Source organism: Sphingobacterium sp. 40-24 (assembly GCF_001899705.1).
GTDB lineage: Bacteria > Bacteroidota > Bacteroidia > Sphingobacteriales > Sphingobacteriaceae > Sphingobacterium > Sphingobacterium multivorum.
This window is the reverse complement of the sequence record NZ_MKWH01000036.1, coordinates 59409-73989: the sequence shown is the minus strand read 5'-3', so window position 1 is coordinate 73989 and position 14581 is coordinate 59409. Positions and strand designations below refer to the sequence as shown.

The following is a 14581-nucleotide window of genomic DNA, read 5'->3' as shown; positions in this document are numbered from 1 at the left end:
AAGAAGAACACCACAAATAAAAGAGAAAAGGAATGAGATATTTTATCGCTGAGCCCGTCGGGCATATCAAAAACGATTTATTTTTTGAAGTCGCAAATTTTCTTTGGGACAGTGGAAATGAAGTTGCTTTAGGAAAAAACAGGATATGCGACTGTGAAAAAATGCAACATGATGACTACGATTACACCATTTCATTAGTCCCTAATAACGAAACTGTTGAATCCTTATTTAAAACACACTACACCATCCTAGGCAAATATTTTGACAAAATTAATAACAGCAATCCGATGCTAATATTAGCAAATACCGGCATTTATACGAATGCCCTTCCCTATCCCCATAAGATTTACAGTTTTGAAAAATTGGACAAACAGGCGTTAGCCAGCTTTTTTGACTGGTGCAAAAAATTCAATTTGTTTGTTAGGAGAAGATAAACAAGTTCAACCACTAAATATCAGAATATGCAGTGGGATATAACAGTACTTTTATACTTTTGGAAACGTTATTCTGATATTGCGGTAAATCCTGCATTGGTTTGTATAAAGGTCCAAAATCTTTCCAATGTATATTCCGATCTTCCATGTTCTCAAATGCCGTCAGATACATCAGGTTGGGCATTGTGCTACCAGCAATCACCTGTCCATAAAAAACAGCATTAAAATTCAGTTTTTTGAAAATATCGATCTCTCCATTGTTAAACATCGCTATCTTATTTGCAGAAAGCTGCTCGGTTGCGGCCTCATAACTGCGTAGTTCATAAATGCGTTTATTTTTTTCAGCAGATAATTTAGGAAGCGCCGATTTGGGCATTCCTTCAAATGCTTTCATCCATATTGTCTCCAACCTTTTGAAAGGAGGATTACTATAACCTGCCTCGATATAAGCCTTTCCAGCCTCCAGGTATTTTTGATCTTTGGCAAGCCGCTGATCCAAATTAACCAGCAAACTGAAGTCTGCAGCACTGATGAACACATAAACCAATCTATCTTGATCAGTAGCATTTTCTAAGGGCTTAAATACCCCGACCTCTTTAAATCCCAATTGATGCAATGCCGGCAAATACGCCGATTCAAGATACTGATCAATGACTTTCTCCTGCTCATCGTTCTCATAATGATATACTTTCAATTGAAAATACGCTTGTTTCGATTTCTCAAAAGCGAACAGGCAATTTCCTGCCATGATAAATAATAGCGGCAATATGAAATGCCAATTGGGAATAAAAATGTATTTTTTCATTAGAATTCAGGACAACATTGGATATTAATTAAAAAATAAAGATAATACTATTTTTGAAAGTTCAAAATTAGACTAACCCAGCAAATTAACTCCCTTTTTCATCTTTATATATCGAAAATACGGGTTTATACTTATTAGAATCGGTATTTTAACCTTATTCTCGCAATAGCTTTTTATTTAATTTAGCTCCACCTTTTTTAAAGCTGCAACATGTCAAACAAAACAATACTTATGTTGGACGATGATAAACATGTCCTTGAAATATGTACTATAATCCTCGAAACAAATGGCTATAATATGGCGGTCTCTGAAACGTCTCATGATATTATCGAAAAAGTAGAAGAGGTACATCCTGATTTAATTTTAATGGACAACTGGATACCCAAAATAGGCGGTGTAGAAGCCACACGATTGCTCAAAAATCATCCCTTATATTGCAATATCCCTGTCATCTATCTATCCGCTAATACCGATATCGAAACACTAGCTCAGCAAGCCGGAGCAGACAGCTATCTCGCCAAGCCCTTTGATTTAGAAGACTTAGAAAATAGAATAGCCGAACTACTGTAGTTCTAATCTTATAATTCAGCATCTTTACATATTTTAGCACCATTACGGAAATGCTACTCGTGAAACTTATATTTTGATGTCCTAATTGCGCATAAGGCCACATTGAAACGAATAGGATCATGTGTTGCTTTAATACAATTGCGGCTTGCTCATTTGCAGGCATTATCGTCGTAGTTGTCGCGCCATAATCATCGGGAATCAGCAATTGAGAAGGAATGCTATACCACATTTGAAGTATAAATAATAATACATACTTTCGCGTTATAGTATTAGAAATAATCATTAAGACAGCATTAATTACGTTATGTCAGAGCCCGTTTTAGCATTTCAATCAGGTTCATTCCATATCCGTCAGCTTGCAGAGAACGAATCTCCACTTTACAAAGCGATGCGTATCGAGTCAATTCAAACCGAACCTACACTTTTTAGACGGAGCACTCCTCCTGAAATAGAACTATCTGACTTGGATTGGGCAGAACGCATAAGATACCCACGCATTGTTTTTGGTCTTTTCGAAAATGAAAAAATGATTGGGATAACCAGCATGCTGCTGTTGAATAAAGAAGAGGCCTACTTTGGTCAGTCCTTCATACAGCCGCTGTACAGAAAATTAGGTCTATCGAGTCTTTTGTATAAAATAAGAATGGCGTGGGCCACCGAGAATCAATTAAGAAAACTGACGATAAGCCATCGTGAAATAAATATGATTTCGAAAGCCGCTATCCAAAAAGCCGGTTTTCATTATAGTCATAAAGAACTTGTGCAATGGCTCGACGGAACAACTGGCTACTCCATGTATTATAGTTTATTCCTATAGTCAGTAAGGCTAACTAACTTGACTGTTGATCAATCCCCGCAAACCAAGATATGGTAAAAATAATAGCTTTTCCATCTTGAATGCGTATATTGAATCGTAGTCATTTTATTGGCTTTCGAGACTTTCCATAAACGCAATAATATCTTTCATTTCCTTTTCACTCAGATGCAAATTTTCATCTGACAATGTCTGATTGGATAATTTGATCCCCAGTCCTGCCCCACCCCCATTATTATAAAATTCCATGACCTCATCCAACGTCCGATAGATCCCATTGTGCATATAGGGAGCAGTTTTCTTTACATTCCGGACAGAAGGTATTTTAAAAGCATATTTATAAGAATCAACACCAATGATATCATAGTAGCCTAAATCCGAATCCAGCACAGAATCTTTCATGGATTTTGGAACTCCTAGGACTTCGACTTCGCTCTGAATAAATTTGGGCGGTGTAACACCGTTGAATAAAGGCAGGAAATGACAGGTCGCACATTTTCCCTTGCCCATAAATAAATTAAACCCATTCACTTCCGATTTGGACAATGCGTTCTTATCCCCACGCATATAATCATCAAATCGGCTATTGATTTTGGTCAGGCCACGAATGTAAGAAGCAAGTGCATTGCTTACCTGCTCTGCTGAGATTGGGCCATCCACTGTATTGAATGCTTTATTAAATAATGACCGATAGATTTTATCCGAAGAAACATATTGAACGATATCAGTTACCGAGCCGTCCATTTCCTGCTTATTACCAATGACATCGTGTATCTGATCTTCCAGCGTCAACGAACGCATATCATAGAAGTAGTTGGACTGTAAGGCCGCATTGAGCAAAGTAGGCGTATTACGTTTGAGCAAACGTCCCGAACCATGAATGTCCACTTGCAAGTTCAACCCATCTGTAAATGCAAGGTCCGGATGATGGCATGAAGCGCAACTTCTCGTATGTGTTCCTGACAAAGCAACATCATAAAATAATTTCTCTCCCAGTACGGCCTTTTCATTGCTGAAGTGAAATTTTGGTCCCGGGCTAAAGGCATCTACATTAAATGCATTCAGATCAAACATCGTATTGACGTCTTGCCGAAGCATTCGATTGTATCTGATTTTAGGGCCAGGCAGATTACGTTCCAACTGTGCTATCTCTGTACTGATGTTGTTGGCAAATTGGGTAATGAATTGCGCTCTATCGAACGATTCAAATTCCGCGTGTTGTTGCAAATATTTGATCGCCCCTTTAAGCATCAATGGTAGCGTTTCTTTTCTACCTTCATATTGCAAAAGAATTTGCTGTAGGCTGCCTAACGCCATAGAAGACTCGATCATACTATTTCGAGAAAGTGCATTATCAAATCCGGTAATCCCCAAAGATATAATCCGAAATACTTCAAGTTTCGAAGCATCCAAAATGCGCCAATCCTCCAATTGATGATCTTCAAAATAGGAAATCAAATAATCCGTATTGGTTATCAAATGTTCGATTTCACGAATTAGCTTTTGCCTATTGCTATTATCGTAAGTGGGATAGATAAGCTCTTCAATCACCTGCAATCCAATAGGCTCCACCCCTCTAGCCAAAGAGGGATCCAACAAATCCGCATTTTCAACTTCCTCCACCGGAGGTCCATTTAACCTTCTGGATAGATCTGCAGTAAAATACTCCGAAGCCCATTCAAACTTTTTAAAAAGTAGCCTTGTCGTCAAAAAGGCTCTTCTGAGACGTAGCGTATCCACCGTACCTTTCTGTACTTCGGCCTGCAGGGTATCCTTGATATATGTCTTAAAAGAAAGCATCTGACCCAGTACTTCTTTCTGAATCAGATGCTCTCGGGCATTGCCCTCTTTTTGTTTTGTATAAACAGGCTGCCCTGTAGTAAATCCGAGGGTAAATACTATTACAACCAATAAGATAAAAACGACAACCTTTTTACACATAGTTCAATTTCCTATCTCTCGATATAAAAACCGACTATTTGAAAACGAGCGCATTTCTAAAGGGATTTGCTTTTTTATCCCTTTCAGCAAGAGGCTCTATTCCCCAGCGTTTTTCTATAAATGAAAGGATGCTCACTGTCTCATACGGCGTATGATCCACTACACCACGCTTAGCAAATGGTCCAATGACAATTGCCGGGATTCGGCTACCAGGTCCCCAGCGGTCAACGACGGGTGGGTTAACATGGTCAAAAAAGCCACCAAATTCATCGTAGGTCAAAATCACCAACGCATCTTTTGCATTCGGTCCCTCCAATACAGCATTGATCAAATTAACAGCAAGTTGTTCTGATGAATAGACTGCCGAACTTCCAGGATGCTCATCATTGCCCCCACCTGGTTTAACAAAAGATACACTAGGAAGCGTTCCTTCTTTTGCGGCCTTGATAAAATCGTTTTGATCCTTCATGTGTTGTCGTCCTTCCTTACCATCCTCATAATTAGCAAAATATAAAAAAGGCTCATGATTGTAGGCAAAATTATTTTTACGTTCGGCCACAGCGTCATCCCAGCCTTCTGAATACCAAGCCCAACTTACATTTTTCGCTGTCAAGCGATCGCCAATGGTCGGCATAGTCTGAGAAGGTAATAATTTGGAAGTATCAGATTTCGCAGGATAAGGTTTGTTGCGAGAAAGCACATGATTGATTGCATAACCATCTGGCGTAACTACACCATCTTTAATCATCTTTCCATTTGCATCGAGTTTAGCAACCATTGAGCTTGGAGCATCAGGCCAAACAGGAATAGCCGCAGAAATCATATAAATATGATTTAAATAGGATCCGCCGAATACACTCTGAAAGAAATTATCACATAATGTATAGGCTTTGGCAAACGGATACAAAGGTAGCTTCTCTGTATTGTAATAGCCCATCGCTAAACCTTTGGAATCATTATAGAGTGCAAATTTATCCATCTTTCCACCATTGATCTGCAATTGATTATGATAAAACCGATGTGTAACATCGGGCGTCGCCTTATCCGAAGGTACATATTGGTCTATATTAAAAAATTGATTGGGTAGATTGGTTGGAAAGGAATTGTTACGTGGAATTTCGGGGAGGTATTGGTAGGCTTCACCATTCTCGTCTACCTGTAAAAAATCACCCTTTCTGACATTCGCTATGCCATTGGCTCCCTTGAATTCGCCATAAAGATTGTCAAAACTATGGTTTTCCATATAAATAACAACCACATGGTTAATTTTTTTGATACCTTCATCAAAGGGAATCTCTTGGTGTCGGGCGTTTTTGGTAACTCCGCAACTGCTGATACTCAAAACTCCAAGAGACAAATAAAGTAAGTGTTGTAACCGCATCCTGTCTTCTTTTTAGTAGGTTAGACTGTAATTTCTAGAACAAACTTACAATTATTATCGTTTTCATAACCTATAATCAAAGGGATTTGCTACCAACGTATCAGGTTCTTTACAGGCATCCTCCCTCTTATCACTAAAAGTAAAGGCGTGTTTACATACTAGGTCGTTGCTTCCAGTTCCCCATTCTTGGTATAAAGCTTACTTCGGTAAGTTATACCCCATTTAGTAATCTCATCGATGATTGGGCCCAAAGTTTTTCCGCATTCGGTCAATTCATACTCCACCGTCAGAGGTTTGGTATTTAATACTGTTCTTCTGATCAGCTGGTTCATTTCTAAATCCTGCAGTTCTTTAGACAACATCTTCGCACCTATCCCCTCAACTTCGCGCAGCAGTTCCATAAAACGTAATTTCTCAACCAACAATAAGGTACCTATAATATGAAATTTCCATTTTCCGGCCAAAATCTCCATGGTATCGTTAATGGCCAACACACGTGTTTTGCATGCACCTGACGACGTTAAAGTTGCTTCCTTTTTCATTACATTATTTTTTTATTCATGTACGCTCTACCCTCACAGGCTTCCTTATCCCCGATACGATCAACGATAAATGAACACACAAGCAAAGCTTGGTGCCACTGACATGATTTCTTTATTCTTACAAAAATACGCATTTATAAAGTTACAGACCACTATCTTTTTGGAAAGTAGTTTCTTTAAGGAAACTGATACCAAAAATAAACTATCTATCATCTACCTTTGTATCGACAACATCAGCAGTTGCAAATTGGCACAGTTGATGCGGCAAAATATAAAGTGTAAAAAACATATAAAAAATAAAACGATTAAAAATGAAAAAGCAATTAATCTCGGGTTTAGCCCTTATCCTGTTGTTAGCTTCTTGTCAAAATACAAATGGCGACAAAGCAACAACAACAACTGCTCAGGAAGTAACTGAACAAAAAGGACAGACTTACACTGTTGAAGCAGATAAAAGCTCATTAAAATGGACTGGTTACCATAAAGGCGGTTTAAACCCAAGATATGGTGTTTTGAAAAGCGAAGGAACACTTTCAGCTGAAAATAACGCAGTTACTGGTGGTACTTTCACTATCGATGTCAATTCTATTCTGACAGATACAGCTTCTGTAGATCCTGCGACATCCGGTGGCAAAAAATCATCAGATCTGGATGCACATTTAAAAAGTGCTGATTTCTTTGACGTAGCAAAATATCCAACTGCAAAATTCGAAATCACCAAAGTTGGCCCATTTGATGCAGCGCAAGGAAAAAGTGTTGTTGCTGATGCGACAAATACAGTTAGTGGTAACTTAACCATCAAAGATAAAACGGTGAATGTAACTTTCCCTGCAAAAATTACTTTCAATGGTGATGAAGTAACATTCTATTCTAAATTTACGATCCAAAGACAAGATTGGGGTCTTACATACGGTACAGAAGGTAACCCTCAAGATTGGATGATCGCACAAAACGTTGACATTGAACTTAATGTCACTGCAAAAAATGCGAAATAGATTTCGATAGCGCTTCGTCGCTCTTAGCAAATAGATTAATCGGGTAAACTCTACTTGATTAATCTATTTGATTTAAATAACCTCCAAATACGAGATCACCTTTATTCAAGACATGGATCAAATGTGAATCTCCCTTACTTTTCGGTTTGCTCTAATTTTTTCTTCAACCGTTGTTTTGCCTTACGAACGGCTTCCACCGAAACACACAGCAATTCACTCATACTCGCATTACTTAAATCCAATTTGAGCAACGCTAATATCTTAAGATCATTCTCGGTAACCTTTGGATAAGTTTGCCGCATTTGTGTCAGATAAGCGGGATACACTTTGTTAAAAACATGTTTGAATTTTTGCCACCGCTCATCTGTCATAATGTGTTGCTGCAAAAGCGCATTCAAATTATCCGTAACCTGCGTGATGTACGCCGGATCAGATTCGGAGATCTTCGCCACCTCCTGCCTAAGTTGCTGGATAACGACATCATTCTGCCGGATGGTGGCTGTAAATTCAGTCAAAGAGTTTCGTAAAATCATTAGCTCCTGATCTAGCAATTGTTTTTCATAGGCAAGCGCAAGTTGGTCTTTTTCTAGTAAAGTATTCCGCATCTTAATTTTAATTTTCGACTTATTGACCAACAATACAATTATGGCAAAAATCAAAAGAAGAACAATGCCTATAAACTGATACATGCGTTTTGTCCGAATCCGTTTTTCTTCAGTAGCCTGTATAGTCCGATTGTATTTTTCAGACTCCCTTTGCCACAGCATTTTCTGTATCTCTTTATCATTCATCCTTTTTTCCAACGAATCTTTCAACATCAGATACAAATGCAATTGCTTAAGCTCCTCCCCTCCACGTCCTAACCCCCGCATGATGTTAGACTTGGATTTTGCTAATTCTACTTTATATTTTAAAAAATAGGGCTTATCTTCCATCAAACTTTCACAGGTCATCACATATTGCTCAGCCAATTTCCATTCTTTCAATTCGATATACCAATTGGCTAAATTGAGATTTGCACGCATCGCATCTTTCCGCTCATTATAACGCATAGAAAGCTCAATATTTTTCTTAACTAACCCAATAGCTTTTTCCTTTTCACCTTTTCGCCATGCATGATCTGCTAAATTACCCGAAATGATACCAATCCAAACCGAATCTTTCGCCAATTTAGCTTCATCCATTGCGCGATTCAAATAGGTAAAAGCTTGGTGATCGAGCGAGTCCTTTGCTAGATATACAGCAATGGAATTGATCAGATCGACACGTTCCCGTGCAGCCGGCGTGGTAAAAGGTAGCGCTTCCTCTAAATAAGCAACAGCATTTGCCTGTTCACCAATGTAGCTGTAGAAACTCGCCATAAATTGGTAATGCTTGACTACCATGGGGATTTTTTTGATAGTAACTTTAGATTTTAAATCATTCGCTCGTAAAAAGAACGGAAATGCTTCCTTTACCCGTCTATAGATAAAGTTGTAATATCCTTCACGGGCACAACCCAACATTTCTAATTCAGGATCTGGATGTACACGGAGCAACTGCTCAGCCAAACGATAATAGCGCTCAGATGATGAATTTATGCGATCAAACGCAATTGAGAAACCGTCAGCCATACGCATATAATAAGCCCATTTTAAAGCAACACTTCTTTTTTTGTCTGCCAATTCCAAAAACGGCGCCAAGGCATTTTTCAATTTTATCGTATCACCATCAAACCTAATAGGCAACTGAAGAGCAGCCTCCAGTTGGACAACAGGGTTTTTAATTGCAGCTATTTCCACTACAGATTGCCCACATACATGATTAAAGTTGCTTGACAATACCAAAGAAACGAATACAAAAAAATAAAATATGGTCTTCATGCTTGAAAAAGGTCAATTTCAACGCTCTGTCTGCCTATTGGCATAACCGATAAATTAATTTCAACAATTCTGTGAAATTAATACGCAAAATCCTCCGAGAAAATGGTTAATACTGACTTATTGTTCGTAAATCGGATCGCCGACTTGCGGTTATAAATATAATATTTATAACTTTAACATAATTACACGTTTTCATTAAAATTTCGCCTTCTTTTGATACCACTGCAACCCATTAGGTTTGGCATATCAAGCCTTTTATTCAACACTTTTCACAAAAGATGACCAAAATTCAAACAAAAACAATGGGATTGATTCTCCGAAAAGGAGTATTGCAAGATCTGCAAGAAATGTTAATCCTATTTTCTGAAACTATTGCGACTGTATGCGCAGATGATTATAATAACGAGCAAATTGCAGCATGGTTATCGTCCGTCAATAATCATGGCCGTTGGCATCGGCTAATCGAAGATCAGTATTTTATTGTAGCTATGCTAAATCAGAAAATGGTTGGGTTCGCTTCCCTCAATCATGGAAACTATGTCGATGTCATGTATGTCCATAAAGATTTTCAACGCCAAGGGATTGCTCAAAAACTTTATACTACATTGGAAGATGAAGCAAGAAGACTAGAAAGAACTTTCGTGACTGCTGATGTAAGTAAAACCGCGAAACCCTTTTTTGAGGCAAATGGATTTAAAGTTATCGCTGAGCAGATACAAATAAGAACTGAAGTCGAAATACCAAATTATAACATGAAAAAAGATCTGTAGATTCACTTCCAAATTTTAGAAATGCTCCCCATAGTCGATTACTTCAGTTTTCAAAAGCAGCTTACTTTCACTATCGGTTCTTAATGTCGCTGTTGCTATGTTAGTCTTTGTGTCAACACTGAACTCCAGCATAGCCCCAACGTCCTTTTTGTCATTAAAAAATGAAGCGAAATTCTTAAATGTCTCAGTTTCATCAAACAAAAACCGCGCAGCACATCGGTTATTATGCTGATCATACCATTTGATGTACACATCTTTGGGAATACCTCGAGATGCCATGTCCATATCCCGAAGGCGCTCATCAAAGACAAAACGTTCGGAATTATAAAATTCAAAGTCCGCATCAAATGCTTTTATGTCAGAAGACAATACAAATTTAGGCTGTACAGGATAACGTTGCCGTAATTTATCCCAGTAGCCATAGGGAATAGGTTTATTTGCAATGGCTTGTTGAACATCCGAAGGAATAATCGATGTATCGGACAATACTTGATCGCGCCATTCCTGATTAAAGACATTACCGTAAGCTCCATTATCTTTGGATGTATCCGTAGCATGGATCACTACTTTTTCGGCTTGATAACGACCGATTTCGACCTGACGACGTCCTGTCCCACTGGCCCATACCACAAGTACACCGCCAGGAGCAAAACCCAAAATAATCTTATTATAATGTTCATCATTAGTCTTGATCGCTCCTTTTTCTTGGTATGGTATACTGAACAACCTCCGCAATTTACTATAATCAATCGGACCGTTCATGCGATAAAAAACATCTTCAGCAAAGGAATACCAAGTAATGTCTAATGCCTTAGGCAATGACATCACCTGCTCATATGTACCGCCTCCAGCTTGTCCCCACACGGCGTTATAATTCACGATATTGCCTTCACTAAATGTAAATTCATAATCTTCATCTTTCGGAAAGATAAAACGGCCACTATATAACTGGACGGGATAAGCTGCTGGATTACTCATTGCACAGAACCATTTATAGCGCCCTTCTCTGATATTATCCTCTTGTGTTAGGTGTTCTTCCCTGAGGTCATTAAACTCACGTATTGTCGCTGAGAACGCGAATATAATCGGTAGTAAAATAAGATATCCAAGCAAAGTCGGAACCAAATATTTCCAGGATTTTATTGCCCATGTGATAATCACGCTACTAAAGAATGTCAGGAAAATACTGAGTGTTAAAATCAAAGGAAACATTTCCTTAATCACTCCCCCTAGATCTGCATAAAGCCGATGCTCGTATTCATCACCCAAGGTTGATAAAAAAAGAAGTACCGGAAGCAATAAAGAAAATAAGCAATAAAAAAGAAAACCGTAGCCAAGTTCAAAAGCGAATTTTGGTTTCTCTAAGACCTTTAACTTCTTCCGAAAGAAATTAAAATGGAAATAAACCAAGGCGATAACAATAAAATAAGGCGAACAGCAAAATGCAGCATAAACCATATTTAGATCTGCATTCTGTACAAGTAAGGTCGCAATTAGGCTGATGATAGCAACCAAAAAAGCAGAAACTGTCGCTCTTAAAATCATTGTAATTTGTTTTTAATCCAAAAAAAGCTGCCGAAAGCCGTATAACTGACAACAACACGATTCAAAAATAACAAGAAATGTCTTATGAATATAAGCCGATCAATATTCAAATACATTGATCAAATATTCGATCCAACGTGGACAATATATTTTTTTCACAAGAAGTATTTAATTAACTGTTATCCGTTTTCGTCAGGATCGATACATTGAGCCATTTCATATTACATTCAATAAACGGTCGACTTTATCCCCTCAGCGAGATATCGCTCGTTATAGTAAAATTTCTTCGAAAAAAAATCCGATCAAAAGCCCTTTAACGAAAATCATTTAAGTTTACTAACTTCGCTTTTATTCTTCAAAAAAATGGATATACATCATAACATTAGAAGTGCCCAGGAAAGCGACGCACATCATGTCCCTGAAATTATGCTCCAGGCAATGGAAGACATTATATTTCGCTTTATCAAAAAAGAAGATCGAAGCGAGGCTGTAAATTTCTTAACGCAGCTCTTCAAGCAAAAAGGTAATCTCTATAGTTATGAGCATACGTTTGTCGCAATTGACGACAATGGACATATTTTAGGCTCATTAACCGGTTACGATGGTGATCGATTTATTGAATTAAGACAGCCTATTTTGGATCATATGAAGGAACTGTACAATAATAATTTGATTCCAGAAGCCGAAACAGCTGGCGACGAATTTTATATCGATTCAATTGCGGTTGCTCCCATGGCACGGGGCAAAGGTATCGGAACAGAACTTTTAAATTATGCGATTACACATGCCAAGCAAAATGGTTTTAAGAAAGTTGGCCTGCTCGTCGACCTAGAGAATCCCAATGCACAAAAACTCTATGAAAGGATTGGTTTCAAACTCGGCAAAAAAACTCCTTTAGTAGGGGGCGAATATTATCACATGTATATTCAACTTGATTAGACACGGCTTTTATCTAATTTATCGCCATTTCAGGCCTTATCCCGCTAATCAGTATCTTTCGAGAAGAAGTCCAAGCAGCTTTGGCAGACAACACCAATTAGATCAGACATAACCATTGATCAATTGGCAAGGATTTTGTATTCTAGAAAATAACTATGAAAATTTGGGAATAATGAAAAAGCTAATTTCAATTGCGGTGGGCTGTCTAAGCCTAGTTCTGGCGACGCCAGCTTTAACACAAGCACAACACAGAGGACATGGTGACCATGGCTGGCATGGCAACAAGGACCGGGAAAAATACATTCGAAAACGGGAAAAAGAGTACGACAAATATGTGCGCGAACGCGATAAGCAAGATCGCAAATACTGGAAACATGCATACGAACATGATCATGGGCGTCCAAGATGGGCTAGCGCACATCACTACGACATGAGACATCATGTGTACTTTAGCGATTACAAAACATTCTATGATCCTTATCGGGGCGGATATGTCTATATGACCAATGGCCGATGGAACTTTTCTGTGAATGTCCCTTCTTTTCTAGTGAATGTCAACTTAGGAAATGCTGCGATTCGTGTGGTCAAAGATGTACCTCTTGACAGAAGACCAGAAGAGTATTACGACGATAATGAGGATTGGGACGATTAACGGTACGATTAAACTTTACGTTTATTTAGAATAATTACTGATAATACTGTATTTTTGCGCTGTTCATCCGATTGACAGCGCATCTATGACACATAAAAGAGCTAAACAAAAAAGCCTAAAAAATATACTTAGAAAATTGCATCTTTATTTGGGCTTATTATTTGGTATAATCTTTTTTACTGTTTGCGTGACAGGGATGTTATTGAGCTTTGAAAAAGAGCTTACCCCACTTTTATGGCCGAAAGAACAGCAGGTAACTGTACAAAGCAATCGTCTTTCCCTTGCACATATTTCCCAAAAAGCCGAAGCTATATTTCCGGATAAGAAGTTGTTTCGCATCGAAATTCCAGCAGATCCTTCCCGTAGTTTCCGTATTCAGTATGGACAAAAAAAGACCGGATACTGGTATGCATATATAGATCCTTATACAGGAGCACTATTATCCAAAGGTCGGCAGAGTGACCGTTTTTTTCAAAAAACTTTGGATATCCATCGTTTTCTTCTCGTCGAAAAAATCGGAAGTACCCTAACTGGAATCTCAGCTCTAGCGGCTTTCTTTCTTGCCCTAAGTGGTATTTACCTTTGGTGGCCAAAAAATAAATCCATGCTCAAACAACGTGTAACGATGAAAATGGCAGCCTCTCTCAAAAGAAAAATCTGGGATTTTCACGCAGTGGGCGGTTTTTACGCATCTTTGTTTTTAATTATTTTTACCTTGACGGGATTGACCTGGAGTTTCGATTGGTACAATAAACAATTCTATAAAGTATTGGGTTCAACGCAAAAATCAACAAAAGAGAAGATCAGCAACATCAACAATCAGGCTTTTTCAGATTACCTCGTGCTGGATACGATCTATCAGCAGCTAAACAGCCTATATCCCAGCTCTGGAAATATAATTATCACGTTTCCCGAAAAGAAGGACTTAGCTTTTGCATTAACTAAGGAAAATTTTTCAAATACAACTTTACAGATCAACCAGGCTTTCTTTGACAGCAAATCCGGACAACTACTTAAAAATAACCCTTTAGAAAAATTACCTTTGGCGCAACAGGCTCAACGTATGATGAAATCTATTCATTTGGGGTCGATATTTGGATTACCTTCTAAGATTATTGTATTCTTAGCCGTTACACTAGCCGCTTCTCTCCCCATCACAGGAATATGGATATGGTTGAACAAAAGAAGAAAGAAGAAACCGTCAAAAAGCCAAAAGAAGAAAGCAATTCAACTTCAAACCATAGCATAGCGTATTATCCTTATTTTTAAACTTATTCAAATGAATTCTTATATCAGACACACGACTAGATAATAATAGAAGAAATGATCGA

General features: G+C 38.2%; 14 protein-coding genes. 8 read left to right on the top strand and 6 right to left on the bottom strand.

The window, feature by feature from the left end; translation table 11 throughout:
* Nucleotides 1–32: 32 nt before the first annotated feature.
* Complete coding sequence (locus BGP15_RS14535; protein WP_112375845.1) at nt 33–434, top strand: hypothetical protein; 402 nt, start codon at nt 33–35, stop codon at nt 432–434.
* A gap of 13 nt (nt 435–447) precedes the next feature.
* On the opposite strand, the gene BGP15_RS14530 is transcribed toward BGP15_RS14535, so the two are convergent.
* On the bottom strand, nt 448–1239 hold the full coding sequence (locus tag BGP15_RS14530) for an NIPSNAP family protein (RefSeq protein ID WP_239468817.1): 792 nt from the start codon (nt 1237–1239) through the stop codon (nt 448–450).
* A gap of 210 nt (nt 1240–1449) precedes the next feature.
* Between BGP15_RS14530 and BGP15_RS14525 the strand changes: the two genes are divergently transcribed.
* Nucleotides 1450–1809 carry a response regulator gene (locus BGP15_RS14525; protein ID WP_046675074.1) on the top strand — a complete coding sequence of 120 codons (360 nt, stop codon included), beginning with the start codon at nt 1450–1452 and terminating at the stop codon, nt 1807–1809.
* 304 nt (nt 1810–2113) lie between these two features.
* Nucleotides 2114–2626 carry a GNAT family N-acetyltransferase gene (locus tag BGP15_RS14520; RefSeq protein ID WP_046675073.1) on the top strand — a complete coding sequence of 171 codons (513 nt, stop codon included), beginning with the start codon at nt 2114–2116 and terminating at the stop codon, nt 2624–2626.
* 105 nt (nt 2627–2731) lie between these two features.
* Here the strand turns inward: BGP15_RS14520 and BGP15_RS14515 are convergent, their stop codons facing one another.
* The 3 genes from BGP15_RS14515 to BGP15_RS14505 form a co-directional block, all read right to left on the bottom strand.
* Nucleotides 2732–4564: a cytochrome-c peroxidase gene (locus tag BGP15_RS14515; RefSeq protein ID WP_286769928.1), complete on the bottom strand. Its 1833-nt coding sequence runs from the start codon at nt 4562–4564 to the stop codon at nt 2732–2734.
* Between the two features lie 34 nt (nt 4565–4598).
* Entirely contained in the window at nt 4599–5945 is a 1347-nt protein-coding gene (acpA, locus tag BGP15_RS14510) for an acid phosphatase (protein WP_286769927.1), read from the bottom strand.
* A gap of 158 nt (nt 5946–6103) precedes the next feature.
* Nucleotides 6104–6487 (bottom strand): winged helix-turn-helix transcriptional regulator, encoded by a 384-nt coding sequence (locus tag BGP15_RS14505; RefSeq protein WP_046675072.1) that lies wholly within the window; start codon nt 6485–6487, stop codon nt 6104–6106.
* 311 nt (nt 6488–6798) lie between these two features.
* On the opposite strand from BGP15_RS14505, the gene BGP15_RS14500 reads away from it, so the two are divergent.
* Nucleotides 6799–7482 carry a YceI family protein gene (locus tag BGP15_RS14500; RefSeq protein ID WP_070566941.1) on the top strand — a complete coding sequence of 228 codons (684 nt, stop codon included), beginning with the start codon at nt 6799–6801 and terminating at the stop codon, nt 7480–7482.
* A gap of 134 nt (nt 7483–7616) precedes the next feature.
* Here BGP15_RS14500 and BGP15_RS14495 read toward each other — a convergent pair whose 3' ends face one another.
* Complete coding sequence (locus BGP15_RS14495; protein WP_286769926.1) at nt 7617–9344, bottom strand: tetratricopeptide repeat protein; 1728 nt, start codon at nt 9342–9344, stop codon at nt 7617–7619.
* 278 nt (nt 9345–9622) lie between these two features.
* On the opposite strand from BGP15_RS14495, the gene BGP15_RS14490 reads away from it, so the two are divergent.
* Nucleotides 9623–10114 carry a GNAT family N-acetyltransferase gene (locus tag BGP15_RS14490; RefSeq protein WP_286769925.1) on the top strand — a complete coding sequence of 164 codons (492 nt, stop codon included), beginning with the start codon at nt 9623–9625 and terminating at the stop codon, nt 10112–10114.
* Nucleotides 10115–10129: 15 nt separating this feature from the next.
* Here BGP15_RS14490 and BGP15_RS14485 read toward each other — a convergent pair whose 3' ends face one another.
* On the bottom strand, nt 10130–11659 hold the full coding sequence (locus BGP15_RS14485) for a DUF2931 family protein (RefSeq protein WP_286769924.1): 1530 nt from the start codon (nt 11657–11659) through the stop codon (nt 10130–10132).
* 363 nt (nt 11660–12022) lie between these two features.
* Between BGP15_RS14485 and BGP15_RS14480 the strand changes: the two genes are divergently transcribed.
* The 3 genes from BGP15_RS14480 to BGP15_RS14470 all read left to right on the top strand — a co-directional run bounded on the left by BGP15_RS14480 (nt 12023) and on the right by BGP15_RS14470 (nt 14499).
* Nucleotides 12023–12598: a GNAT family N-acetyltransferase gene (locus BGP15_RS14480; protein WP_286769923.1), complete on the top strand. Its 576-nt coding sequence runs from the start codon at nt 12023–12025 to the stop codon at nt 12596–12598.
* Between the two features lie 172 nt (nt 12599–12770).
* Nucleotides 12771–13250, top strand: a complete 480-nt coding sequence (locus tag BGP15_RS14475; protein ID WP_046675066.1) for a hypothetical protein — start codon at nt 12771–12773, stop codon at nt 13248–13250.
* Between the two features lie 85 nt (nt 13251–13335).
* A complete protein-coding gene (locus BGP15_RS14470; RefSeq protein ID WP_286769922.1) occupies nt 13336–14499 on the top strand; it encodes a PepSY-associated TM helix domain-containing protein in 1164 nt (387 codons plus the stop codon).
* Nucleotides 14500–14581 lie beyond the last annotated feature (82 nt).

Bases quoted from the DNA above. Each gene is read 5' to 3' on its own strand.
- BGP15_RS14535 (WP_112375845.1), top strand. From the start codon at position 33: ATGAGATATTTTATCGCTGAGCCCGTCGGGCATATCAAAAACGATTTA.
- BGP15_RS14530 (WP_239468817.1), bottom strand. From the start codon at position 1,239: ATGAAAAAATACATTTTTATTCCCAATTGGCATTTCATATTGCCGCTA.
- BGP15_RS14525 (WP_046675074.1), top strand. From the start codon at position 1,450: ATGTCAAACAAAACAATACTTATGTTGGACGATGATAAACATGTCCTT.
- BGP15_RS14520 (WP_046675073.1), top strand. From the start codon at position 2,114: ATGTCAGAGCCCGTTTTAGCATTTCAATCAGGTTCATTCCATATCCGT.
- BGP15_RS14515 (WP_286769928.1), bottom strand. From the start codon at position 4,564: ATGTGTAAAAAGGTTGTCGTTTTTATCTTATTGGTTGTAATAGTATTT.
- acpA (WP_286769927.1), bottom strand. From the start codon at position 5,945: ATGCGGTTACAACACTTACTTTATTTGTCTCTTGGAGTTTTGAGTATC.
- BGP15_RS14505 (WP_046675072.1), bottom strand. From the start codon at position 6,487: ATGAAAAAGGAAGCAACTTTAACGTCGTCAGGTGCATGCAAAACACGT.
- BGP15_RS14500 (WP_070566941.1), top strand. From the start codon at position 6,799: ATGAAAAAGCAATTAATCTCGGGTTTAGCCCTTATCCTGTTGTTAGCT.
- BGP15_RS14495 (WP_286769926.1), bottom strand. From the start codon at position 9,344: ATGAAGACCATATTTTATTTTTTTGTATTCGTTTCTTTGGTATTGTCA.
- BGP15_RS14490 (WP_286769925.1), top strand. From the start codon at position 9,623: ATGACCAAAATTCAAACAAAAACAATGGGATTGATTCTCCGAAAAGGA.
- BGP15_RS14485 (WP_286769924.1), bottom strand. From the start codon at position 11,659: ATGATTTTAAGAGCGACAGTTTCTGCTTTTTTGGTTGCTATCATCAGC.
- BGP15_RS14480 (WP_286769923.1), top strand. From the start codon at position 12,023: ATGGATATACATCATAACATTAGAAGTGCCCAGGAAAGCGACGCACAT.
- BGP15_RS14475 (WP_046675066.1), top strand. From the start codon at position 12,771: ATGAAAAAGCTAATTTCAATTGCGGTGGGCTGTCTAAGCCTAGTTCTG.
- BGP15_RS14470 (WP_286769922.1), top strand. From the start codon at position 13,336: ATGACACATAAAAGAGCTAAACAAAAAAGCCTAAAAAATATACTTAGA.